Here is a 24,870-nt window from a genome sequence, read left to right on the forward strand (position 1 = left end):
ATTTGAAAACCTATACGTTGTCAAATAAGTACAAATTCCGAAAGATAAATTCAGTGAACAAAAATTACTTCGCTGTAAATTAGGCTTTTCAAAACAAGTTTCCTAACAATAATCTCTAAAGTAAGCAGACTCACTGGAGTTCCTTGATGAACACGGTATCCACGCCGAAGGCGACGGGGCCTGATATCGCCGCGCAGATCACCTATGCGATGCGCAGCATGGGCGTTTCGCCAATTCCGCGTAACTACCAGCTTTTCTACGAAGCCTATATCGGCTCCAACCCGGCCTTGACGAGAGATCTCACGGCACTCGGCAGCCGGGCAACGCAGGAAGAGCTGGACGATCTATGCGCGCACTACTTCGACACCAGCGCTGTCAGACTGATCGACGATGTGCAGGAGCGCGTGCGCCAGGAGCTGGAAGCCCTGTTAAACACGCTGCGTCGCGAACAATCCTCGATCGAGAACTACAACAGAATTCTCGGCGAGACGCGCCAGCGCATCGATGACAAGAACGCGACCAGCACCAACATCCTGAAAAACGCCATTGCCCTTCTGGCAGAGGCCACAGGAACAAAGCTTGTCGACGGCGAAAAGGCCGTCAACGACGTCAACCGCCATGCCGAGGAAATGCATCAGGTTCGTCTGGAGCTGGACGAATACAAGCGCATCGCCAACACCGACTCCCTGACACGGCTTTCCAACCGTCGCGCTTTCGACGACCGGCTTGCCAGCATCTATGACAGCTCACTTGGACTGAACTACACAACGCTCGCCCTGCTGGATATCGACCACTTCAAGAAGATCAACGACACCTTTGGTCATCCGGTTGGTGACAAGATCCTGGCAACTGTCGCTTCCGTCATTCGCGCCAATGTGCGCAAGGATGGTTTTGTCGCCAGAAGCGGCGGTGAGGAATTCGCCATTATTCTGGATGGCAATACGCCTGAAGAAGTCATGGTGGCCTGTGAACGCATCCGCCTTGCGCTGGAAAGCACGCCATTCCGTCACTCCAAGTCGGGCATCGATTACGGCCCGGTGACGATTTCGATCGGCTTCGCGTCTGCTGCCCAGGCGGACAATCCCGGCGAGCTCTACGCCCATGCCGATACGGCGCTCTACCATGCCAAGGAAACGGGCCGTAATCGCACCGTCTTTTTTGAAGAGGGCATGCAGAAGAACTACGTCGGCAAGAACTGGCTCATCTACAAGAAATAAAGGCTGGAACGCCGAAAAAGCTGATAAAAAAGGCCGCGAAAGCGGCCTTTTCTCTATTTTCGCGTCACCACTTTCGCGATGTCACCACATCGTTTTTGCGGCGCGCACCGGCCATTCCCGATCATAGGTTTCCTGATCGAAGCTTGCCTTTGCGGCCTTCAGCAAGGTGCCGGGCGTTGGCAAGGAGGTCGGATCAACAAAATGTTCGGGGTTCCACAGTTCGGAGCGCATGAGCGCACGCGCACACTGGAAATAAACCTCGCCGATGGTGATGACGATCACGGTGCGTGGATGCTTGCCATCCATCTCGAAACTATGCAGCAGGTCGGGATCGACGGAAACCACAGCCGTACCATTGACCCGCATCGTCGTATTGGAACCGGGGATCAGGAACATCAGCGCCACACGCGGATCGCGCACGATGTTCATCAGCGAGTCGACACGGTTGTTGCCGCGCCAGTCGGGAAGCAGCAGTGTCGTTTCGTCGCCGATGCGCACGACACCGTCGCCAGCCTGCGGCCTGTCACCGCGCGGTGAACAGTCCATACCTTCCGGCCCAACCGTCGCCAAAGCCACAAAGGGCGATGCCTCGATCATCTGACGATATTCGGCGGTCAGCGCGCTCGTTACCTTGGCAACCGATGCTTCGGTCACGCCGTCATAGATGGCCTTCAATTCCTCGACGCTACGAATAATCGTCATCTGCCCTCTTCCCTCATCGACATCAGACCATGCCCCCCTCAGGAGAACAACAGCCCGCTTACTCCTCGTCCTGCTCCACCTTTTCCCGTTCGGCACGCTCGCGCGCAGTGCGGGCGGCAACGAGATCGGCAGGCTGGGCATTGCCACGGATCAGCGAACGCCCGGCATAGATACCGCCAACGATTTCCATGGCAAAGCGCTCTGCATCCCTGTCGCGGAACTCCTCGACGAGACGCACCGCATCCTCCTGGTCCTCGCCCATGGCAGTCAACACCTCACCGCTGAAAATCAGCGCCGATTCCAGTGTTTCGCGGATCTGGTAGTCCACCCCGGCCTTCAGCAGATCGATGGCATGGCCACGGTCGAAGGCGCGGGCCAGAACAGGAATTAGCGGGAACTCGTGCTTGACGATTTCGGCGATACGGATCGCCGCCTCCTTGTCGTCGACACAGATCAGCACGGCACGCGCCGTTCCGGCGCCGGCGGCATGCAGAATTTCCGCCCGCGAACCATCGCCATAATAGACCTTGAAACCGAACTCCGCCGCATCACGGACGAAATCGGCGTCCCTGTCGATCAGCGACAATGTGTAACCGCGCGCCAGAAGCGGCTGGCTGACAATCTGGCCGAAGCGGCCAAAGCCAATCAGCAGGATGCTGCCTTCGACATTTTCCGGCATATCGAGGTCGTCGGTATTGGGAGCAGCCTTGGGAACGATACGGTCATGCAGGATGACCATTAGCGGCGTCAGCACCATGGAGATGATGATCGTTGCCGTCAGGATGGCGTTGGATTCGCGGTCGAGCACGCCGGCGTTGACCGCCGCCGAATAGAGCACGAATGCAAATTCGCCGCCCTGCGCCATCAGTACCGCCCGCTCCAGGCTTTCGCGGCGCGTCGTGCCAAGTGCACGCGCAACGCCGTAAATCAGGAACGCCTTCAGCAACATGTAACCGGCAACGCTGACCACAACGAGCTGCCAGTTCGCACCGATCACGCCGATATCGATCGCCATGCCGACGCCGAGAAAAAACAGCCCGAGCAGAATGCCGCGGAATGGCTCGATGTCAGCCTCGAGCTGGTGGCGGAAAGAGGATTCCGAAAGAAGAACACCGGCGAGAAACGCACCCATCGCCATGGAGAGGCCGCTGACCTGCATCAGAAGCGCTGATCCCAGCACTACCAGAAGCGCTGCCGCGGTCATCACCTCACGCGCGCCGGAGGCAGCCAGAAGCCGGAAGAACGGATTGAGAAGATAACGGCCCGCCAGAATGAGTGCTCCAACGGCGGAAAGCGCAATACCGACCGAAACCCAGCGCTCGGAGGCCGTGACCTCCTCCCCACCTGAACCAAGGAAGGCAACCAGCGCCAGAAGCGGCACGATGGCCAGATCCTCGAACAGCAGGATCGCAATGATCCGCTGCCCCTTGAGACTGGACATGCTGTTGCGTTCCTGAAGCATCTGCATGACGATCGCGGTCGACGTCAGCACGAAACCCGTTCCGGCAACGAAGGATGGAATGATCGGAAAGCCAAGCGCGATGCCGATCAGTGTCAGGCCGGCCATGCATACGAGCACCTGAAGTGCGCCGAGCCCGAATATATCCTTGCGCATCGACCACAGCCGTGACGGCTGCATTTCAAGGCCGATGATGAACAGGAACATCACCACGCCAAGTTCGGCGATGTGGAGAATGGCCTGCGAATTGGAAAAGAAACCGAGACCATAGGGGCCCACGACAAGACCGGCAGCAAGATAGCCGAGAACCGAGCCAAGTCCGATCCGCTTGAAAATCGGCGCGGCCACAACGCCGGCAGCCAAAAGCACGACCACCTGAGCCAGATCATTTCCGTTCGCTTCGACCGCCACGCGCCACCCCGTATCAAATGCAGGACGAGGGTGTCGCCCCTCGTCGAATTGCCGTCAAAGTTCAAGAAAGTCCGGAGCAAAGGAGGCGAAGACCCCGGTTTTCCGAAGCATGCCTCTCTCAACACCCTTGATGTGTTCTAGCGGGATTGCCGTTACCGGCTCAAGCCTTTTTCCGCCAGTTCCCGTTCATAGGACTGAAACAGTGCGTCACCCGTCTCTCCGAGTTCGCGCAGATATCTCCATGTGAAGATGCCGCTGTCGTGGCCATCGTCAAAAACGATCCGGACGGCGTAGTTTCCGGTCGCCGAAAGGGCGCGAATTGTGACGTTGCGCTTGCCGGGAACCGTGACCTTCTGCCCCGGCCCGTGTCCCTGCACCTCCGCCGACGGAGAAAGGACGCGCAGCATTTCCGCGCTCAGCCGAAAGGCGGTTCCGTCATCGAACGAGACGGTCAGTTCCTTCCGGTCTTTCGACACACGCAGTTCTATCGGCCAGACATCACTCATTTTTCACTTCCGCAGCAGTGGCTTTTGCGCGAGAATTACGAGCTTGCCCAACGATAGGCAAGGCACTACATCCTAATGAACGCCAAGAGATTTTCTAAACACGTTTGGCGAACGGAGACGGACACGTGAACGGCTTCCTCGGATCGCTCGATAAAGCGCAGTCCCTGACGGAAACAACCGCACCGATGGTAGACCCATTCGGGCGCGCGATCACCTATCTGCGCGTCTCCGTGACCGACCGTTGCGACTTCCGCTGCACCTATTGCATGGCGGAGCACATGACCTTCCTGCCCAAGAAGGATCTGCTGACGCTGGAAGAGCTCGATCGTCTCTGTTCCGTCTTCGTGGCGCGCGGCGTGCGAAAGCTGCGCCTCACCGGTGGCGAACCGCTGGTGCGCAAGAACATCATGGAACTGGTCCGCAATCTCGGCCGTCACGTCCATGCAGGCACGCTTGAAGAACTGACGCTGACCACCAACGGCTCGCAGCTTTCCAAATTCGCAGCCGAACTGGCCGATTGCGGCGTCAGGCGCATCAATGTCTCGCTCGACACGCTCGACGCCGACAAGTTTCGCCAGATCACCCGCTGGGGCGATCTCGGCCGGGTCATGGAGGGGCTGGACGCAGCGCTCTCCGCCGGCATCAAGGTGAAGCTCAACGCTGTGGCGTTGAAGGATTTCAACGAGGCCGAAATTCCAGAACTGATGCGCTTTGCGCATGCACGCGGCATGGACCTGACTGTGATCGAAACCATGCCGATGGGCGAGATCGAGGAAGATCGCACTGACCGATATCTGCCGCTGTCCGAACTCAGGGCGTCTCTCGAGCAACAGTTCACCCTGACCGACAACGATTACCAGACGGGTGGTCCGGCACGTTACGTCACGGTCAGCGAGACCGGCGGCAGGCTCGGTTTCATTACGCCGATGACGCATAATTTCTGCGAAAGCTGCAATCGCGTTCGCCTGACCTGCAAAGGCACGCTCTATATGTGTCTCGGCCAGGACGATGCTGCGGACCTGCGCACAGCACTCCGGGCTTCCGACGATGATGCCTATCTTTCCAGAGCGATTGACGAAGCCATCCTGCGCAAGCCCAAGGGGCACGATTTCATCATCGATCGCACCCATAAACGCCCCGCTGTTGCGCGTCACATGAGCGTAACCGGCGGTTAGGCGCCAACAGGCGCTTCTTTCTCGCGACCCCCAGATATAAACGGTTGAAATGACATCCGGACCGTGTCACGTCTGAACGGTGGAGGAATGCGGAGTCGTGGCCTTTTTGCAGTGAGATGTCGCTGCTGAGCCAGACCGACGAACGGCTGCGCATGGTCTAGGACAAGATGGAATGGCATTGACGGACAACACCCGCGGCGCCCTGCTTATGGCGGTTGCGATGGCAAGCTTTACAGCCAACGACGCGCTGACGAAATCCGTCACCCCCTACATCAACACCGGCCAGATCATGTTCGTTCGCGGTATCATGACCGCGATCCTCGTCTATTTTGCCGCACGGCATTTTGGCGCCCTGCGCCCGCTGAAGACGCTGTTCCGGCCAATCATCATCCTGCGCTGTCTCTGCGAGGTGACAGCCGCCGTCCTCTATCTGACCGCACTCGGTCTCATCGAATTCTCCAATGCCTCGGCAATCCTACAATCGCTGCCGCTGGTGGTGACGCTTGGGGCGGCCCTGTTCCTGCGCGAGCCGGTTGGCTGGCGGCGCTGGCTGGCAATCATTGTCGGTTTTCTCGGCGTCCTCGTCATCCTGCGCCCCGGCCCCGATGGCTTCACCTTCGGCGCATTGCTGGTCGTCGCATCGCTTGCCGTCACCGCCGCCCGCGATCTGCTGACGCGCAAGATGTATGCCGATGTCCCCTCGCTTGCCGTAACCGTCATCACAGCATTCGTGAACATGGCGATGGGCGGCCTGCTCATTCAGCCTTTCGGCGGCTGGCAACCGATGAATGGCTGGATCATTTCTCACCTTGCCGGTTCGGCGGTGCTGGTTCTGATCGGCTATCAGGCGATTATCGTCGCCATGCGCACCGGAGAAATCTCCTTTGTGGCGCCATTCCGTTACACCAGCCTCCTCTGGGGCTTCATGATCGGCATCTTCTTCTTCAACGAACGCATAGATTCCTGGACGATCGTTGGAGCGGCCATCGTCATCGGCTCAGGTCTTTATACATTCTACCGCGAAAGCAAGCGCAACCGGTCGCAACTTGCCAAGCGTTCGGCCGTCACACCGACCGAGCCGCCAACCGTCAGGCCGGCTTCCGTTACGGAACCTCACGTCACGAGATCCATGCGCGCGGAAGAAGCGGGAGAGTGACGTGAATACCGGCCGTTTCCTGGACAGGACGACACCGCCCCACATTCTCACGCTGGTCATCATCGCGGGCGTCGCAGCGCTGTGCATGAACGTCTTCCTGCCGTCGCTTGCGGCCATGGCCGTCTATTTTGAAACCGACTATGCGGTCATGCAGTTTGCCGTATCCGGTTATCTCGCTGCCACCGCCTGCCTGCAACTCGTTATAGGCCCCCTCTCCGACCGTTTTGGCCGACGCCCGGTCATGCTCGTCAGCATCGCCATCATGATCCTCGCCACGGTGGTCTGCGGGTTTGCCACCACCACAGGCGTATTCATGGCCGGTCGTGTTGCACAGGCGGCCATCGTCTCGGCTTTCGTGCTGGCCCGCGCCATCGTCAGGGACATGGTGCCGATGGAACAGGCTGCATCAATGATCGGCTACATCACCATGGGCATGTCGGTCGTGCCGATGATCGGCCCGACGATTGGCGGCATCCTCAACGATGTCTCCGGCTGGCAGGCCAGTTTTGCACTTCTCGCCATCCTCGGCGTCGTCATCCTGGCGCTGGCCTGGTTCGACCTTGGCGAGACCAACGACAGCAAATCCACCAGTTTTTCCGAGCAGTTCCATGCCTGGCCGGAGCTGTTGCGCTCCCCGCTGTTCTGGGGTTACGCACTGACATCGACCTTCTCGTCGGGCATGTTCTTTTCCTTTCTCGGCGGCGCCCCCTTCGTTGGCAGCGTGATTTACGGCCTCTCACCGGCCATGCTCGGCCTGCAATTCTTCTTCATGGCAACGGGCTACATGATCGGAAACTTCATTTCCGGCCGCTACGCCAGCCGCATCGGCATCACCATCATGATGCTGTCGGGCAATGTCATCGGTCTTGCCGGCATTCTGGCCGCAATAGCACTGACCGGCATCGGCATTCACAGCGCTTATGTCTTCTTCGTACCGCTGGCGCTGATCGGCGTCGGAAATGGCGTGACATTACCCAGCGCCAATGCCGGCATGGTCAGCGTCCAGCCGCATCTTGCCGGTTCAGCCTCCGGCCTCGGCGGCGCCATGACGATTGGCGGCGGTGCCGCACTTTCGGTCCTTGCCTCGGCAGTCCTGTCGGAGGAAGCCGGCACATGGCCGCTGCTTCTGGTGATGCTGGTAACCGGCATCATCGCATTCATAACCACCTGGTTCATCCGCGTTGGGGAAAAGAAACACAATGTCCGTAGCTGAACGTTTTCCCGGTCTTGTTCTCGCTGGCGGACTTTCCAGACGCATGGGCGCCAACAAGGCGACCGTCATGCTTGGGAGCGAGCCGCTGCTGGCGCATGTGTTGCGACGCATGACACCGCAGGTCTCGGACGTCGCGGTCAACGCCGCAAATGGTTGGGCAGACCAGTTCGGAAAGCCGGTGCTCCCGGATACGATCACCGGCCACGCCGGCCCACTGGCGGGTGTTCTGGCCGGAATGCGCTATTTCAAGGCTGCTGCAACCGGCAAGAGCCATTTTCTCACCGCGCCCGCCGACAGCCCGTTCTTCCCGCAGGATCTGGCAAACCGCCTCGCAGAACATGTTACCAGCGACAACGAGATCGTCATCGCCGCCTCCGGCGGTCAGGTTCACCCGGTCTTCGCCCTTTGGCCGGTTGCGCTGGCAGACGATCTGGAAGAATGGCTGCAGGATGAGAAGAACCGGCGCATCCGCGCCTATCTTGCCCGCCATGTGACGATCGGCGTATCCTTCCCACCGCTTGAAACGGTGAATGGCAGTATCGATCCCTTCTTCAACATCAACACGCCGGATGAACTTGCCCTCGCCCGGACCTATCTCGAGAGCATGGAACAGTGAGCGGACAAAAAGTCTTCGGCATCGCCGGCTGGAAGAACTCCGGAAAAACCGGACTTGCAGTGCGCATTGTCAGCGAACTCACCGCCCGAGGCTACAAGGTTTCGACGATCAAGCACGCCCATCATGATTTCGATATCGATAAGGTCGGTGCCGATAGCTGGCGACACCGGCAGGCCGGGGCGCATGAGGTCACCATCGTCTCCGGCACGCGTTTCGCCATCATGCATGAGCTGCGCGGTGGGCCAGAACCCTCTTTCGAAGACATACTCGCACGGATCGAGCCATGCGATCTGGTGTTGATCGAAGGATACAAATACGAGCCGGTGCCGAAGATCGAGGCCCGGCGTCTGGAAGCGGCCAAGTCTGAGCCTTTGGCACCGACCGATCCGCACATCATCGCCATTGCCGCCGACCATCCGGTCACCGATAGCGCGCTTCCCGCCTTCGATCTCGACGACACGAACACGATAGCCGACTTCATCGAAAAGACGGTCGGCCTTGTCAGGCCATGAACTTGGTTCGGACGATTTCCGACACCCGCCATTCGACAAAACAAGATGCCACAAAATGAAAAAGCCGGGCTTTTGACCCGGCTTCTTCATTCCTTGAGACGCAATACCTATTCAAGGAAACCTGATGGGTTCACAGGCGTCGCATCCTTGCGAACCTCGAAGTGAACCTGCGGACGCTTTGCACTGCCAGTCATGCCGGAGGTGGCGATTGTCTGGCCACGCTGGACCTTCTGACCGCGCTGAACGTCCAGATTGGCGGCGTTGCCGTAAACGGTGACCTTACCGTCGTCATGGCGAACCAGAACGGTGTTGCCGAGCTGTTTCAGGCCGTTACCAGCGTAGATAACCACACCGTTTTCGGCTGCCTTGATCGGCGTCCCCTCGGGAACCGAGATATTGATACCATCGTTGCGGCTGCCATCGACGTTGTCGCCGAAGCTGTTGATGACGGCGCCACGGACGGGCCAGCGATATTTGCCGATGCCGGTGGATTCCGGAGCGATGGAGGCAACGTCGGTCTTCTTCTCGATGTCGGCGACACTTGCCGAAGCAGCCGGAGCCGAAGGTGCGGCAGCAGCAGCCGGTGCCTTGTAGGGCTCGGGCTTCGCAGATGCGGTTTCGACCGGCTTGGCAGGTGCGGCTTCCTTGGCAGGAACCGATGCCGTTTTGATCGAGTCAGTCGCGGCACCCGGCATGGTCAAGGTCTGACCGACCCGAATGTTTTCATTCGAAATGCCGTTTGCGGCCTTGAGCGCTGCAACCGAAACACCGTTTTCACGGGCGATCTTGGCGAGGCTGTCGCCCGGCTGAACTTTGTAACCGCCAGTTGGAGGCAGCGGCTTGCCACCCGGAGGTGTCAGCTTGCCGTTTTCAGCAGAAACCTTGTCACGGGCGGCGCCCTGCGACGGCAGAACGGCAACGTTCTGATCCGGCGTACGAAGCGGCGTCGGCTGATCGCCATTACCGTTCAGCGCGATGTTGTCAGCAGCGGCCTTGGCCGGATTGCGGGACTGGCCGAACTTCGGAATGAGGATCGACTGACCAGGCTGTACTGCCGAAGCGCTCTTCAGACCGTTGACGCGCAGCAGTTCCTTTTCCGGAACGCCGTAGCGGTTGGAAAGCGTCTTGATGTTTTCACCGGCACGCAGGGTAACCGACGATGCACCATCCGTGTGCCAGCCGTTATTGTCCGCCTTGATGGTGGACGTGGTGATGTTATCGGGACGTACCGCAGCCTGCTGGGTTGGCGGCGCCAGAGTTTGGGCGGCCTTGGGAGCAGCCGACGGGAACGGCTGCGCCATCGCTTCGCTGCGGGTCGACGGTTCGCGGCTCGCAGGAGCACCAGGCGCGGAGAGTTCCGAACGCTGGACCGGCGATGCGGAGGCCGAACGGGCCATCGACGGCTGAACGCCACCACCATAACCGCCGGACTGCGGATAGCCCTGACCACCCATGCCCGAATTGGAGGCCATGTTCTGGTTGGCATAACCACCCTGCGGAGCCGAAGCATAACCGCCATTCATGTCGCCCTGCGGCACGGGAACCTGCCCGTACGCACCTGCGCCTTGTCGGTTAGGGATAGATGCCGTCGTCATCTGGTCCGGTCCACTGGAGAAGAGGCCGCTGAACCGCGATGCATCCGAGCTACAGCCCGTTGCGACGCTTGCCAGCAATGCCGCTGCGAACATTTTTGCGACTGATTTTCCGATTTGAGACGAATTACTCATACGCATGACTCGATCTACACTGACGCCAACCCGCCGCATCACGATCGATCCGGCGCAACTTCATTCTTTGCAAGGCATCTTTCCTGAACAGGAAAGCCATGCGTCTATGGAGATGATTAAAGCGCGTTAGTGTTACCACGCCGTTAAAACGTTAAGCCGTTTGGCGCTTTTTTGACACTTCGATAACCATGTCGAACACGACATGTGCCACGAAGAAACAACAATATGATTGAAAATCAGAAGCTTGCGGTAAATCAGCACATTCGAAGACAGACATGAACCGTCTTCGAAAATTTCATTTTGTCACAAATGACGCGCAATGTGGGTTGCCAGAGGCAGATATGGCGCCTCGAACAGCTCTTCCCGCTCGAATCGGCTGCCGGTCTTGGAAAAGCGCGTCATGACACAGCGCTCGTCTTCGGTAATGACGGGCGCAATCATCATGCCGCCGGAGACGATCTGCTCCGCGAAAAACCGAGGCATGGTGGTGAACGCCGCCGTCGAAACGATTCGGTCGAACGTACCCTCACCCACGAGCCCATTGCTGCCATCCGCCTGGCGGATGACGACATTGCGAATCGAGAGGTCGTCGAGATTGTTCTGCGCCGCCTGAACTAGCGTCTTGAAACGCTCGAGCGAGAAAACCCGCTCGACACGCCGCGCCATGATCGCCGTCATGAAGCCGCTGCCCGTGCCGATTTCCAGAACGCGCTGTCCCGGCTTCAATTGCAGGCGGGCAAGTATCTTCACTGCCATGTCAGCCCCTTCCATGAAGGAACCGCAGTCAAGCGGGATCGTGCGGGTGGAATAGGCATCGGCGGCGAATTGTGCCGGCACGAATTTGGAACGCGGGGTCTGTTCCACAGCCGTCAGGAGGTCGAGGTCGGAAATCCCCTCGCCCCTCAGCCGAAGCACGAGAGCAGCAAAACCTTCCTTTTCGACCATTGCAGATTTCAATCGGCGACTCCGAATCCCAGTGCCTGTGCAACACGATCCTTGACCGTGTAGTCCGTCAGGTCAAGCTTCAACGGTGTGACCGAAATCTTGCCGTGTTTCAAAGCGTGGATATCCGTACCTTCGCGGAACGTGCCGAGACGCTCGCCGAAGCGCAGCCAGTAATAAGGAAAACCGCGACCGTCCTTGCGCTCTTCCACGGTCAGACCGAAATCGAGTTTGCCCTGTCCGGTTACGGAAACGCCCTGCACATCTTTCGGTGCACAATTCGGGAAATTGAGGTTGAGGAACGTCCCGTCAGGCAGGTCGACATTCATCAGCTTGCGGATGAGATCCGGCGCGTAGGTCTCGGCGACCTCCCAAGGCGTGACACTGCCTTCGGCATGGTTGAACGCCTGGCTGAGCGCGAAGGAGCGAACGCCCTGCAACGTGCCTTCGATGGCACCGGCGATCGTGCCTGAATAGGTCACATCATCGGCCATGTTGGCACCGGCATTGACACCGGACAGAACGAGGTCAGGCTTTTCCGGCAGGACTTCGCGAATGCCCATGATGACGCAATCGGTCGGTGTGCCGCGTAGCGCATAATGCTTTTCGGAAACCTTGCGCAGCCGCAGCGGCTCGGACAGTGTCAGCGAATGCGCCAGACCGCTCTGATCGGTTTCAGGCGCAACGATCCAGACATCGTCGGACAGCGTGCGGGCGATCCGCTCTAGAACCGCCAGTCCCTCGGCATGAATGCCATCGTCATTCGTCAACAGAATCCGCATATCAATCCCCCGCAACCCGTTTCATTCGCGCTTCGAACCTCCCCGCCAGCCTTACCGCGGCGGGAATGCCCTTTGTCAGCCCAAATGCCTGGGCTGACAGGTCCGGCTCGACGCCGGAATGACGAAATCGGAAACTGGCCGTGAAACTCAGGCCGCTTTTTCGATCCGCTTCAGGCCGCCCATATAGGGGAGCAGCACGTCAGGAATTGTGACAGAACCGTCTTCGTTCAGATAATTTTCGAGAACGGCGATCAGGCAGCGGCCGACAGCGGTGCCCGAGCCGTTCAGCGTGTGAACGAACTTCGTGGCTTTGTCGTCCTTGCTGCGATAACGCGCATTCATGCGACGACCCTGGAAATCACCGCAGACCGAGCAGGACGAGATTTCGCGGTAGGTGTTCTGGCCCGGCAGCCAGACTTCGAGATCATAGGTCTTGCGCGCGCCGAAGCCCATATCGCCGGTGCACAGCGTCATGGTGCGGAAATGCAGGCCAAGACGCTTCAGAACTTCCTCGGCGCAGGCCGTCATGCGCTCGTGCTCGGCAATCGAGCTTTCCGCATCGGTGATCGAAACAAGTTCGCACTTCCAGAACTGGTGCTGGCGCAGCATGCCGCGCGTATCGCGCCCTGCAGAGCCCGCTTCCGAACGGAAGGACGGCGTCAGCGCGGTAAAGCGCAGCGGCAGCTTTTCACCGTCGAGAATTTCGGCGGCAACCAGGTTGGTCAGCGTCACCTCAGCCGTCGGGATCAACCAGCGACCGTCGGTTGTCCTGAACAGGTCTTCCGAAAACTTCGGAAGCTGGCCGGTACCGAACATCGCCTCGTCACGCACCAGAAGCGGCGACGACACCTCCGTATAACCGTGCTCACCGGTGTGCAGGTCGATCATGAACTGACCGAGCGCACGCTCCAGACGGGCGAGCTGGCTGGTCAGAACGGTAAAGCGCGACCCCGAAAGCTTGGCGGCACGCTCGAAATCCATGTACCCAAGCGCTTCGCCGATGTCGAAGTGTTCCTGGGCTTCGTGGTTCCAGCCAGGCTTCTGGCCAACAACGCGGGCAACGACGTTGTCGTGCTCATCCTTGCCTTCGGGAACATCCTCAAGCGGAATGTTCGGCAGACGCGACAGGGCATCGTTGAGCTCGGCGGTGACCTGACGGTCCTCCTCCTCGGCGCGCGGCATGTTTTCCTTGATGGCGGCAACTTCCGCCTTCAGCTTCTCGGCCAGTTCGGCATTCTTCTGCGCCATCGCAGCGCCGATTTCCTTCGACGCGGCGTTGCGGCGCGACTGCATGTCCTGCAGGGACTGGATGACGGAACGGCGTTTCTCATCGAGAGCGATCAGGCCTGCGGCTGCAGGCTCGGCGCCACGGCGAGCAAGGCCCGCATCGAAAGCTTCAGGGTTTTCACGTATCCATTTAATGTCGTGCATCGTCGTTCCAGACCGTTGTTTGCGTCGCCGGCAATATGTCAGCAAAACGCCGGGCGAAGACCCGGCGTGTAGAAGTCGTTGAAGCGGAAAGAGCCTTGAACGTCAGGTTTCTTCCAGCTCCGTGGTTGCGGATTCCGCAGCGCGCTTCTTCTCCACGAGTCGAGCCATGTAGATGGAAATCTCGTAGAGAATGATCGCAGGCAGCGCAAGACCGATCTGGGACATCGGATCGGGGGGCGTCAGCACCGCGGCAACCACGAAGGCCAGCACGATGGCGAATTTGCGCTTTTCCCGCAGCCAGTCGCTTGTCAGAATGCCGACACGGGCAAGCAGGGTCGTTACGACAGGCAACTGGAAAACCAGACCGAAAGACAGCACCAGCGTCATGATGAGGCTGAGATACTCCGAAACCTTCGGCATCAGCGAAATTGCGACTTCACCGTCCTCAGGCAATTGCTGCATGGCCAGGAAGAACCACATCACCATGGGTGTGAAGAAGAAGTAGACGAGCGCCGCACCGATCAGGAACAGGATCGGTGATGCGACCAGGAACGGCAGGAATGCTGCACGCTCGTTCTTGTAAAGGCCGGGCGCCACGAACTTGTAAAGCTGCGAGGCGATAACCGGAAACGCGATGACCATGGCGCCGAACATGGCGACCTTGATCTGCGTGAAGAAGAATTCCTGCGGCGCCGTGTAGATCAGCGACGATTTCGTCACGTCGAGGCCAGCCCACAGAACCGCCCACTTATAGGGAATAACAAGCAGGTTGAAGAGATGCTTGGCAACGGCAAAACAGGCGATGAAGGCAACGAAGAACGCACCGAGCGACCACATCAGTCGCGTGCGCAGTTCCATGAGGTGTTCGATAAGCGGCTGTGGCTTATCCTCGATTTCCTCACTCATGCTTCATCCTTCTTGGCCTTTGCAGCCTTTGGTTTTGCCGTTTTTGCCGCGGCCGCCTTGACGCCGTCCTTTGGCGCAGCCGGCTTCTTGACTGCGGCCTTCTTCGGTGCGGCCGCAACGGTCTCTGCACTTGCCGGCGCCTTCTTTGCCGCAACGCGCTTCGGCTTTGCAGCAACCGGAGCCGCTGGTGCCGTGACATCTGCTGTCGCTACAGTGTCGGCAGCCGGTATCTTCTTGGCGCGGCTGCGCTTCGGCTTGGTCTCGCCAGCTTCAGATGCCGTTGCGACGGCAGGAGCCGACGTGGCCGGGCCGACAGCCTCGACCGGAACGACCGGAGGCGTATCCGGCAGCTTCATGTCCGGTTCCGGCACGCTAACGAGCGGTGCAACAGGCTCGCTCGTCGCGGGTGCAGAGGTTGCGGCAGGCGTCGCCGCTTTCTGCAGGTCCGACTTGATGTCGTTGCCAAGCTGGCGCAGCGGGTTCATCGCGTCGCGCAACGAGTTGGTCGGATTGAGATTGCGGACGTCGGATATGGTCTGGCGCACGTCGTCCATGTCGGCCTCTTTCAAGGCCTCATCAAACTGGGTGCGGAAATCACCCGCCATCTTTCGAAGACCCGCCATCGTCTTGCCGAAGGCGCGGATCATGGGCGGCAAGTCTTTGGGTCCGACGACCACGATCAACACGACCGCAATCACCAGAAGCTCGCTCCAGCCGATATCTAACATCAAAACGCTCCCGAAACCGGTTCGGCAATCTCAAAGTAAACAGGGGAAAACCCTGCTTACTTGATCTCGTCAGCCTTGTGCTCGACAGTCTTCGAATTTGCATCGGTCGACTGCGGCGGCGTCTGATCTTCGTCAGCGATACCCTTCTTGAAGCTCTTGATGCCCTTTGCAACATCGCCCATCAGTTCCGGGATCTTGCCACGTCCGAAGAGGACGAGAACGATCACCAGCACGATTAGCCAATGCCACACACTAAAAGAACCCATAACTGAAACTCCTGAATTTCGCTTTCAGACGATGTAAGATGTTTGACGTGGTTTTTCAAACAGCAAATCGCCTCTTCAACAATGAGTGTGCAGAATCTTTTTCCGCCCAAATTCCGTGCAGAAGCACAAGTCGATCAATCGTCGCCGTCGCCACCGCTTGGTGCCAGCAATCCGAGCTCTTCCAGATCGAGCTGGGTGATCGGGTCCTCGTCTTCACGCAGGTCGTCGCTCATCATCGGCAACGGGACGCCGAAATTGGAGGGGATGCGGCCGGAGAGCAGCCCTGCCCCCTTCAGCTCTTCGAGACCTGGAAGATCGCGCAGCTCCTCAAGCCCGAAATGATCGAGGAATTCGACCGTCGTTCCGATCGTGACCGGGCGGCCGGGGGTGCGCCTGCGCCCGCGAAACCGCACCCAGCCCGCCTCCATCAACACGTCGAGCGTGCCGCGTGAGGTCTGCACACCGCGAATCTCCTCGATCTCGGCCCGGGTCACCGGCTGGTGGTAGGCGATGATGGCAAGAACCTCCAGCGCTGCACGCGACAGCTTCTTCGGCTCCTTCTCGTCGGTGCGGATCACGAAGGACAAATCGCCCGCGGTGCGGAACGCCCAGTTGCCGCCCACCTGAACGAGACCGACCCCACGGCCATTGTAGAACACCTTGAGCTTCCACATCAGCGCCGCCACGTCCATGCCACGCGGCAGGCGCTCGGCAATGAAGGCTTCCGAAACCGGCTCGGCAGAGGCGAACACCAGCGCCTCGGCAATCCGTTCGGCCTCTTTTAGCTGGCGCTCGGAAAACACCGCCGGGTCGTCGCCAACCTCATCCGTCATCAGAACGGTTTCATCGCCGGTATTGTGCTCAGACGTCATTCCTGGTCCTTTCGGCTGCATCAGCCTCGCCGCCTCGCTCGCCCTTGCGCACGTAGATTGGCTGGAACGCCCCCTCCTGCCGGATCTGCAGCGAACCTTCACGCACCAGCTCCAGAGAGGCCGCAAACGCGCTGGCAATCGCCGTTACGCGCATTGCCGGGTCCGGCACATAACGCAGCAGATAATGATCGAGTGCCGTCCATTCACCAACATCGCCCAGAAGGCTGGTCAGAAGCTCACGGGCCTCCACAAGGGACCAGACCTGGCGTTTTTCAATCGTGACCTGGGTGATGGCCTGACGTTGCCGGAGATTGGCGTAAGCACTGAGCAGGTCGTAGAGACTTGCATCATAAGAGGAGCGGCTGACATGCGGAATATGTTCGGGGGCGCCGCGGGCAAACACATCGCGGCCCAGCTGGTCGCGATTGACAAGCTTCTCCGCCGCATCGCGCATCGCCTCCAGACGTTTCAGCCGGAAAGCCAGCGTCGCGGCCATTTCTTCACCCGAGGGACCGTCGTCCTTGGCCTGCTGGGGAATGAGAAGCTTGGATTTGAGAAAGGCAAGCCACGCCGCCATCACCAGATAGTCGGCGGCAAGCTCGATGCGCACCCGACGCGCGCTTTCGACAAACTGCAGATATTGTTCGGCCAGCGCCAGCACCGAGATGCGCGACAGATCGACCTTCTGGGTCCGGGCAAGATGCAACAGCAGATCGAGTGGACCTTCGAAGCCGGCCACGTCGATGACAAACGCAGCTTCGCCGGTCAGCCGCTCTGGCGTCACATCCTGCCAGAGCTTCTCCATCGGTGTCGAATTGCGAGACTTGTCTGCCGCCATTGCTCCATCCGCCGGGTTTCCGGCCTGTCGTCCCTACCCAGATGGCGCCGACTGTTCTTCAGGAAACGGCCCACATGGCGTTGAATTCGGCTCTCAGTTCCGCCTCATCGGCTGCATCCGCGACCGTAAAGCCGATCTCGACGGCGCGTGCGCGCTCCAGGGCGCGGCCGGAAAGGACGGGAACTTCCTTCACGACCTGAAGCATTTCACCCATCACGCCGTTGCAATGCAAGACTATATCACAGCCGCCCTCAACAATATTCGCCGCCCGCTCGCCAAGCGTGCCCTTGAGCGCATTCATCGAGCTGTCGTCCGACATCAGCAGACCGTCGAAGCCGATACGGCCACGGATGATCTCGTCGATAACCTTGGCAGAAGTGGTGGCCGGGCGTTCGCGATCGACGGCATTGAAAACGAGATGCGCGCTCATCGCCATCAATTCGTGTCGGAGGGCGCGGAACGGCACGAAGTCGTGACGATCCAGTTCATCGAGAGGAACATCGACCACGGGCAACTCATGATGCGAATCCACCATGCCGCGACCATGGCCGGGCATATGCTTCATCACCGGAAGCATGCCGCCAGCCTTCAGGCCATTGGCGGCCGCCTGCCCCATCTCCGCAACCATCTCAGGCGCGTAACCGTAGGCGCGGTTGCCGATGACGTTGCTGGCGCCCTCCACCGGTACGTCCAGTACCGGCAGGCAGTCGACATTGATGCCGAACCTCATCAAATCGAAGGCATGCAGGCGCGACATCAGCCAGGCCGCACGCAATCCCGTCTCGCGATCGCGCTCATAGATTTCACCGATAATGCGGGCGTTCGGATAGGCCTGAAGGATCGGCGGCTTGATGCGCTGCACACGTCCACCTTCCTGATCGATCAGCACCGGCGCATTCGGGCGGCCGATAGCGTCACGCATCGATGCAACCAGATCGGTAATCTGCTGCGGCTCGCCGATATTGCGACCGAACAGAATGAAGCCCCAAGGGCGCTCATCGCGATAAAGGGAGATTTCGTCCGCCGTCAGTTCAAGACCGCTGCACCCAAGGATCATAGCTTTGGAAACTGTCATGATGTCATGCCCGCAAAAGAAACAGAAAGGGAAGGAAGGCCACAAAAAAGCCGGGAGCGTGGTCGGTCCCGGCTTTTGTCTTGAAAGGGTCTGGTATCAGCGTGCGACGAGGCAGCTTCCGCCAGCAGCGCGATAACGTTCGCACAACGCTACGGCTTCGTTCTTGTCACCGGCCGGGATGCGGACGCGGTAGAACGTGCCCTTGCCGGCAATTTCGGCTGCCTTGATGTCCACGCCGCGGCCGCCGATGACGGAACCGAACTTGGCGGACAGGCTCTGGTAGGACTTCTGCGCTTCAGCCTGGCTCGGCAAGGAGGCAACCTGGACGTAATAACCACCGGAAGACGCCGTGTTCGTGACAGCCGGGGTCGCCGCAGCCGTCTGCTGCGTGGCCTGCGGCTGCGCAGGCGTTGCCGGCGTCGTCGGGCGAACATTGCCCTGATTGGTTACGGTCGCAACCACGTTGGAAGGCTGAGCGGACGGACGAGCGGCCGGAACAGGAGCGCCATTCTGGTTGGCAGCCGGAGCCGTCGTTGCAGCAGGCGTGTGTGGCTGCGCCGGTTCAGGCGTGACGGCAACACGCGATGCGGCGATCACGGCCGGAGCACCCTCACCCGCATTGTTCACCGGCGGCGGCGCCAGCTCGGCAACCTTGTCAGCCGCCGGCTGCTGTGCTGCCGGAGCATCGATTTCCTGCGCAACGAGCGTGCCATCGGGCTTGACGATCATCGTGCGGACCTTGCGCGGCGAAACGCCTGGGGTCGCAGCCGTTTCCGTCTGCGCGGCCTTTTCCTGCGGAGACAGAAGGCGCGGATCTTCGGTTTCACCAACAGGCGTACCTGCGGCTTCCATTTCACCGTCATTTTCGCCTTCCAGCGGAAGCTGCTCGGGGATCAGCGTACGCTGAACCACATCGACAGGCTCTTCGCTGCTGGAAATCAGCGACGGCTGCTTCGGATCTGCAGCGCTACCACCGGCAACGCGATCATAAACGGCCTTGTCCTGGTTCGGGACAACACGACCGCCCGGATTTTCCGGAACGACTTTGGTCGGATCGTTGTCGGCGGAAATGATGACCGGCGCACCGCCGGAGCCCGTGCTTGACGAACCGCCGAACATCAGAGCGTAGACACCACCACCGATCAGCACGAGGCCAACGGCTGCCGCGACCGGCATCAGCCAGCGGCGACCGGAACGTTCTTCTTCACCACGATAAGCTGCCTGATGGTCGGCATAACCATCGTCCTGCATCTGGTTGCCGCGAGACACCGAGGCTTCCTGCATGGAGCGACGGAAGTCCTCTTCCAGTGCGCGCTCGAACTCGTCGACATCCTGCGGCGCCGGCGCGGCCGGACGTGCCTGCTGCGCGTTTCCGCGGGCTTCGGCATGTTTGTGGCGATCAAGACCACCCGTCACTGCGGGCGCAAACAGGGCCGCGAGTTCAGTGTCGATGTCGAGGTCTTCTTCCTGACGGCGAACAGGCTTCGGTTCGAACGCGGCAACCGGCAGTTCCGGAACATCCATCTCGGTGATGGTTTCCGGATGCTCCTCGGTTTCGCCGATCTGCGAAGGATCGAACGGCAGGCTTTCAAGCGATGCAGGCTCGGCCACGTGCGGTGCCGGCGCTGCGGCAACAGGCGCTGCCGGACGCGGAGCCGGTGCTACGGCAACGGGCGCAGGCGCCGCAACAACAGGAGCCGGGGCAGCAACGCGGCTTGCATTAGCAACAACAGGTGCGGCAGCAACCGTGACAGTCGCAGGACGCTGTGCCGGCGGCGTGGCGACCCGAACAGGGATCGGCGGCGCGACAGGCGCAGGCTTCGGCTGCGCAGCAACGACTGGTGCCGGTGCGGCTGCGACAGGCTGCGGCTCGGAGACAACATCGATAGAAGCGATTTCCGACAGGTCGAGATCCAGATCGAGATCATCGAGAGCCAGTTCGAAATCGTCGTCGTTGAAACCGTCAAAATCGGCCATCACAGGCGCTTCGACAGGCTTCGGAGCAACAGCTTCAACAACCGGCTCCCTGCGAACGGGAGCGGCAGCAACAGGCTCCTGCGCGGCGGGAGCTTCCGGCGCGCGGGTCGGAATGGAGTATTTGGCGACGTCGTAGATCAGCTCGTCCATTGGCGAAAGCTGGTCTGCGGAAGGCGTGGCTGCAACCTCGGCGACAGGCGCGAAGGTGGCTGCAGCATCCTGTGCCTGAACTGTAGCCGGTGTCGGCTCGACACGGGCCTCGACACGGCGCGGTTCGGCAGCCGGCACATCCCGACGGGCACCGAAATTGGCAAGCGGCAGACGAAGGCCGGAGAACTCCAGCGACGAACGGCCAACCTGCGACGGGGCGCGGACGGAAGGAGCGACATGCGGCTGAACGGGCGCTGGCGTCACCGGCGCTTCTGCAGCAACCGCCTGCTCCACCTCGTCGGCGAGATCGAACGTCGGAACCTGTGCGACCTCGGCATGCGCATAGGGCTGCGCGCTCGAGGAAATATCGGCAGGCAGCGCAGGCATTTCATGCCATTCGGCCTGCTGCGGCTCGAAGGATGGCTCCGGCTGCCATGCAGCCTGTTCGTAAACCGGCTCTTCGTAAGCTACCGGCTGTGGCTCGCGAGGCTGTACGTCGAACACTTCGGCGACAGCGCCTGCATCATCACGGAAATCATTGCGGATATCGAAGGCGTGTGCGCCCTCATCCTGCTGCGCATAGGCGAACTCCGCGCCGGGAAGCGGCTCTTCCCTGACCTGCGGCTCTTCGACCGGCGCAAATTCCGGCTCGCGACGTGCGAAAACGGATTCGACGCGCTGCATGAAATCGCCGGCATGAATGCCGCCACGAACGTCGTTGGCCGGATCGAGAACGACCGGGTCGGCGCTTGGCGCGTCATAGACCTCGAACTCGCGCAGCAGCTCGTCTTCAAGATTAAATTCGGGTTCGCGCCGGACATCGGGCGACGCAGCGGACTGCGTAGCCTGGGACGTCACATGCGAAGGACGATCCTCGAAGCCGACGATACGCGCCAGCTCTGCCAAAGGATCATTGTCAGCGAATTCCTCGGACCGGTTGCCCCGGTTATACGCGACATTTTTTTCGACCATTACGTGTTCCACCATCTACGCATTGCAGCTCTTGCCAGCGTATTGTGAGCAAATAATGGTGATATGTTATCGCATTTCGTCAGGTGCGTCCGCTCCCAAAAGAGCAAGTCCGGACTTCAAAACATTCGCGACAGCATTCACCAGCCCGAGTCTGGCAATGCTCAATTCTCGGTTTTTATCGTTAACAAAACGTAATTCCGGCTGGTCTTTACCTTTATTCCAGTGTCCGTGGAAGAAACTTGCCAGGTCATAAAGGTAAAATGCGAGGCGATGAGGCTCATGCGTCAGCGCTGCAGACTCGATCAGGCGCGGATATTCCGCAAGCTTAGCAACAAGCTGCAACTCGTTGATATCACTAATCAATGATGCAGAGGCAGCCAGCTCTTCCTGCGTCGGAGCAAGCCCCGGAAACGCTTCTTTCGCCTGCCGGAACACGGACATGCAACGCGCATGCGCATACTGCACGTAAAAGACCGGATTATCCTTCGATTGTTCCGTTACTTTCGCAAAATCGAAGTCGAGCGGCTCGGAATTCTTCCGATAGAGCATCATGAATCGCACCGGATCACGGCCGACTTCATCCACAACATCGCGCAAAGTGACGAAATCACCGGAGCGCTTCGACATCTTCACCGGCTCACCGTCGCGGAACAGCTTCACGAGCTGGCACAACAGAACGGTCAGTTTCGACTTGCCTTCGGAGACAGCTCTTGCCACTGCCTCGAGACGCTTGACGTAGCCGCCATGATCGGCGCCGAGCACGTAGATCATCTCGTTGAAGCCACGATCGTACTTGTTCTTGAAGTAGGCCACGTCAGCCGCGAAGTAGGTATAGGAGCCGTCAGACTTCATCAGCGCGCGGTCCATGTCGTCGCCGACCTCAGTAGAACGGAACAGCGTCTGTTCACGGTCCTCCCAATCGTCCGGCAACTCGCCCTTCGGCGGCGGCAGCGTGCCCTTGTAGACATGGCCCTTGAAAGTAAGATCGTTGATGGCCGACAGAATGGGGCCGCCATTGCCCTCATGCAGCGTGCGCTCCGAGAAGAACACGTCATGCTTGACGTTGAGGGCCGCCAGATCCTCACGGATCATCACCATCATCGCATCGATCGCCTTGTCCTTGACGATCGGCATCCACTTTTCTTCCGGCATGGTGCGCAGCTTGATGCCGTACTCGTCCGCCAGCGCCTGGCCGACCGGAACGAGATAGTCGCCCGGATAAAGACCGGGCGGAATGACGCCGACATCCTCACCCAGCGCTTCGCGGTAACGCAGGAACACAGAACGCGCCAGAACATCGATCTGCGAGCCGGCGTCGTTGATGTAATATTCCTTGGTAACGTCATAACCGGCGAAGGACAGCAGGTTCGCCAGCGTGTCGCCAACGACGGCGCCACGGCAATGGCCGACATGCATCGGTCCCGTCGGGTTTGCCGACACATATTCAACGTTGATCTTCTGACCGACACCAACCTTCGAGCGACCGAAATCGGTACCCTCGGAGATCATACCCGACAGCAGGCGCTGCCAGTAGCCAACGGACACCTTGAGGTTGATGAAGCCGGGACCGGCAACATTGACGCTGTCGACATCCGGGTCCTGCTGCAGCGCAGGCACGATCAGTTCCGCCAGCGCGCGTGGATTGGTGCCAAGCGGCTTTGCCAGCACCATGGCGGCATTGGTCGCCACATCACCGTGGCTCGCATCACGCGGCGCTTCGACGGTGACTCGTCCAAAATCGATATTTTCGCGGTTCTGTTTCACGAGATCGACTGTCTCGAGCGCGTTTTTGATCCTGGTATCGAAATCGGCAAAAATATTCATCGTTCCAACCTGCGCGAAGCGTTTTCTGTTCTGATATCCGGCAATATGTCACCGGTCGGGGGGTTCGCGATCGCCCGCTGCCCTATCGTAAATCCGGTGTATGGTCAAACAGCCGCTGGTGGGTGCGCAGTGCATAACTGTCGGTCATCCCTGCCAAATAGTCGCCGACGTGGCGGGCCTTGGCCGCGACACTCATGCCGGAAATGCTGTCCACCCAGTAGTGGCTCTGCATTTCGGCAGGTGTTTCCATATAACGGTGGAAAAGATCGGTGACGATCTGTGTTGCGCCTGCGCGGATGCGCATGATTTCCGGATGCCGGTAGATATGACCGAACAGCAGCTTCTTGATCTGCTTGTCGGTTTCAGCCATCGCCGGCGAGAAGGTTGCGACCGTCAGATCGGCGCCGCGAATATCGGCTGCGCTCTTCGGCTTCAGCCTGGCAAGATTATGCTGCGCAACGCCGATGACATCTTCCACCATGCGGGTGATTTGCCGGCGCATGATTTCATGGGCAAAACGGTCGTCATCCAGCTTCGGGTATTTCTCCCGAACCTCGGCCATCAGGCCGCTGAGGAAAGGCACCTCCTCCAGCATCTCGAAGGTCAGATAACCGGCCCGCAGACCATCATCGATGTCGTGCGTGTTGTAGGCGATGTCATCGGCAATGGCCGCGACCTGCGCTTCAAGGCTTGCATAGGTGCCGATCTCGAGATCCTGTAGCTGACAATATTCGAGGATCGGCAGAGGCACCGGCCCATGCGTGCCCTCGCCCCTGGCGTCGAGCAGCGGTCCATTATGTTTGACCAGCCCTTCCAGCGTTTCCCAGGTGAGATTGATCCCGTCATATTCGGCGTAGCGGCGCTCCAGCTTGGTGACGATGCGGAGCGACTGGGCGTTATGATCGAACCCGCCATAGGGCTTCAGCACTTCATCCAGAGCATCCTCGCCGGTATGACCGAAAGGCGTGTGGCCAAAATCGTGGACGAGTGCGACGCCCTCGGCCAGATCCTCATCCAGTTTCAGTGCACGCGCCAGCGCACGCGCAATCTGCGCCACCTCGATGGTGTGGGTCAGACGTGTGCGGTAATGGTCACCATCCGGGCTGATAAACACCTGCGTCTTGTGCTTGAGCCGGCGAAACGCCGTGGTGTGGACGATACGATCGCGGTCGCGCTGGAATTCGGATCGCGTCAGACTGGATGGTTCCGGGAACAGACGCCCACGCGTCGTCCATGGATCGGCGGCGAAAACCGCACGCTCTCCGCTTCCAAACCCCAGTGCACGCTGATCGATTATCATGCCTTGTCCTGCCATATGGCCATTGACCTTTTCATCTACCCTTCATACCTATCGCGAAGGTTGCCGCAAAGCACGTTCGCTGTGTGGTAACGCTATAGACGGCCAATTTGACT

The 24,870-nt window shown here is 59.6% G+C and carries 22 protein-coding genes; 6 read left to right on the plus strand and 16 right to left on the minus strand.

The features are described from left to right. The first annotated feature begins 146 nt into the window (after positions 1-146). Positions 147-1,217, plus strand: a complete 1,071-nt coding sequence (locus HWX89_RS18715; RefSeq protein ID WP_138793180.1) for a GGDEF domain-containing protein — start codon at positions 147-149, stop codon at positions 1,215-1,217. Between the two features lie 81 nt (positions 1,218-1,298). Here the strand turns inward: HWX89_RS18715 and HWX89_RS18720 are convergent, their stop codons facing one another. The 3 genes from HWX89_RS18720 to HWX89_RS18730 all read right to left on the minus strand — a co-directional run bounded on the left by HWX89_RS18720 (position 1,299) and on the right by HWX89_RS18730 (position 4,295). Next, a complete protein-coding gene (locus HWX89_RS18720) occupies positions 1,299-1,919 on the minus strand; it encodes a pyridoxamine 5'-phosphate oxidase family protein (protein WP_138793181.1) in 621 nt (206 codons plus the stop codon). A 58-nt stretch (positions 1,920-1,977) separates the two neighbouring features. Continuing rightward, complete coding sequence (locus tag HWX89_RS18725; protein ID WP_138793182.1) at positions 1,978-3,789, minus strand: monovalent cation:proton antiporter-2 (CPA2) family protein; 1,812 nt, start codon at positions 3,787-3,789, stop codon at positions 1,978-1,980. 152 nt (positions 3,790-3,941) lie between these two features. Beyond that, entirely contained in the window at positions 3,942-4,295 is a 354-nt protein-coding gene (locus HWX89_RS18730; protein WP_138793183.1) for a gamma-butyrobetaine hydroxylase family protein, read from the minus strand. Between the two features lie 185 nt (positions 4,296-4,480). Between HWX89_RS18730 and moaA the strand changes: the two genes are divergently transcribed. From moaA to mobB, 5 genes are all read left to right on the plus strand, one after another. Next, positions 4,481-5,470, plus strand: a complete 990-nt coding sequence (gene moaA, locus HWX89_RS18735; RefSeq protein WP_246705244.1) for a GTP 3',8-cyclase MoaA — start codon at positions 4,481-4,483, stop codon at positions 5,468-5,470. A gap of 172 nt (positions 5,471-5,642) precedes the next feature. Continuing rightward, entirely contained in the window at positions 5,643-6,626 is a 984-nt protein-coding gene (locus tag HWX89_RS18740) for a DMT family transporter (protein ID WP_138793185.1), read from the plus strand. A gap of 1 nt (position 6,627) precedes the next feature. After that, a complete protein-coding gene (locus HWX89_RS18745; RefSeq protein ID WP_138793186.1) occupies positions 6,628-7,839 on the plus strand; it encodes a multidrug effflux MFS transporter in 1,212 nt (403 codons plus the stop codon). Continuing rightward, positions 7,826-8,455 carry a molybdenum cofactor guanylyltransferase MobA gene (gene mobA, locus HWX89_RS18750; protein ID WP_138793187.1) on the plus strand — a complete coding sequence of 210 codons (630 nt, stop codon included), beginning with the start codon at positions 7,826-7,828 and terminating at the stop codon, positions 8,453-8,455. The genes HWX89_RS18745 and mobA overlap by 14 nt, the downstream gene beginning before the upstream one ends. Further along, positions 8,452-8,967 (plus strand): molybdopterin-guanine dinucleotide biosynthesis protein B, encoded by a 516-nt coding sequence (gene mobB / locus HWX89_RS18755; protein ID WP_138793188.1) that lies wholly within the window; start codon positions 8,452-8,454, stop codon positions 8,965-8,967. Before mobA ends, mobB begins: the two co-directional genes overlap by 4 nt. A gap of 107 nt (positions 8,968-9,074) precedes the next feature. On the opposite strand, the gene HWX89_RS18760 is transcribed toward mobB, so the two are convergent. The 13 genes from HWX89_RS18760 to HWX89_RS18820 all read right to left on the minus strand — a co-directional run bounded on the left by HWX89_RS18760 (position 9,075) and on the right by HWX89_RS18820 (position 24,757). After that, on the minus strand, positions 9,075-10,655 hold the full coding sequence (locus HWX89_RS18760; RefSeq protein WP_178340883.1) for a peptidoglycan DD-metalloendopeptidase family protein: 1,581 nt from the start codon (positions 10,653-10,655) through the stop codon (positions 9,075-9,077). Positions 10,656-10,997: 342 nt separating this feature from the next. Next, the gene (locus HWX89_RS18765; protein WP_178340836.1) at positions 10,998-11,651 is read right to left on the minus strand and encodes a protein-L-isoaspartate(D-aspartate) O-methyltransferase; all 654 of its coding nucleotides are present in this window, start codon (positions 11,649-11,651) and stop codon (positions 10,998-11,000) included. After that, positions 11,648-12,418, minus strand: a complete 771-nt coding sequence (gene surE / locus HWX89_RS18770) for a 5'/3'-nucleotidase SurE (protein WP_138793190.1) — start codon at positions 12,416-12,418, stop codon at positions 11,648-11,650. The genes HWX89_RS18765 and surE overlap by 4 nt, the downstream gene beginning before the upstream one ends. Before the next feature lie 147 nt (positions 12,419-12,565). Then, on the minus strand, positions 12,566-13,849 hold the full coding sequence (gene serS / locus HWX89_RS18775) for a serine--tRNA ligase (RefSeq protein ID WP_138793191.1): 1,284 nt from the start codon (positions 13,847-13,849) through the stop codon (positions 12,566-12,568). 102 nt (positions 13,850-13,951) lie between these two features. Further along, a complete protein-coding gene (gene tatC, locus HWX89_RS18780) occupies positions 13,952-14,755 on the minus strand; it encodes a twin-arginine translocase subunit TatC (RefSeq protein ID WP_138793192.1) in 804 nt (267 codons plus the stop codon). After that, a complete protein-coding gene (tatB, locus tag HWX89_RS18785) occupies positions 14,752-15,483 on the minus strand; it encodes a Sec-independent protein translocase protein TatB (RefSeq protein ID WP_138793193.1) in 732 nt (243 codons plus the stop codon). The genes tatC and tatB overlap by 4 nt, the downstream gene beginning before the upstream one ends. 56 nt (positions 15,484-15,539) lie before the next feature. After that, entirely contained in the window at positions 15,540-15,749 is a 210-nt protein-coding gene (locus HWX89_RS18790; RefSeq protein ID WP_138793194.1) for a twin-arginine translocase TatA/TatE family subunit, read from the minus strand. A gap of 134 nt (positions 15,750-15,883) precedes the next feature. After that, entirely contained in the window at positions 15,884-16,621 is a 738-nt protein-coding gene (gene scpB / locus HWX89_RS18795) for an SMC-Scp complex subunit ScpB (protein ID WP_138793195.1), read from the minus strand. Continuing rightward, the gene (locus HWX89_RS18800; RefSeq protein WP_138793196.1) at positions 16,611-17,459 is read right to left on the minus strand and encodes a segregation and condensation protein A; all 849 of its coding nucleotides are present in this window, start codon (positions 17,457-17,459) and stop codon (positions 16,611-16,613) included. The genes scpB and HWX89_RS18800 overlap by 11 nt, the downstream gene beginning before the upstream one ends. A gap of 58 nt (positions 17,460-17,517) precedes the next feature. Further along, positions 17,518-18,534, minus strand: a complete 1,017-nt coding sequence (gene nagZ / locus HWX89_RS18805) for a beta-N-acetylhexosaminidase (RefSeq protein WP_138793197.1) — start codon at positions 18,532-18,534, stop codon at positions 17,518-17,520. Between the two features lie 96 nt (positions 18,535-18,630). Further along, complete coding sequence (locus HWX89_RS18810; protein ID WP_138793198.1) at positions 18,631-21,633, minus strand: SPOR domain-containing protein; 3,003 nt, start codon at positions 21,631-21,633, stop codon at positions 18,631-18,633. Positions 21,634-21,699: 66 nt separating this feature from the next. Further along, complete coding sequence (gene argS / locus HWX89_RS18815; RefSeq protein WP_138793199.1) at positions 21,700-23,457, minus strand: arginine--tRNA ligase; 1,758 nt, start codon at positions 23,455-23,457, stop codon at positions 21,700-21,702. A gap of 82 nt (positions 23,458-23,539) precedes the next feature. Beyond that, complete coding sequence (locus HWX89_RS18820; protein WP_138793200.1) at positions 23,540-24,757, minus strand: deoxyguanosinetriphosphate triphosphohydrolase; 1,218 nt, start codon at positions 24,755-24,757, stop codon at positions 23,540-23,542. Positions 24,758-24,870 lie beyond the last annotated feature (113 nt).

It is taken from the genome of Rhizobium sp. RM, assembly GCF_013390595.1.
Classification (GTDB): Bacteria; Pseudomonadota; Alphaproteobacteria; order Rhizobiales; family Rhizobiaceae; genus Agrobacterium.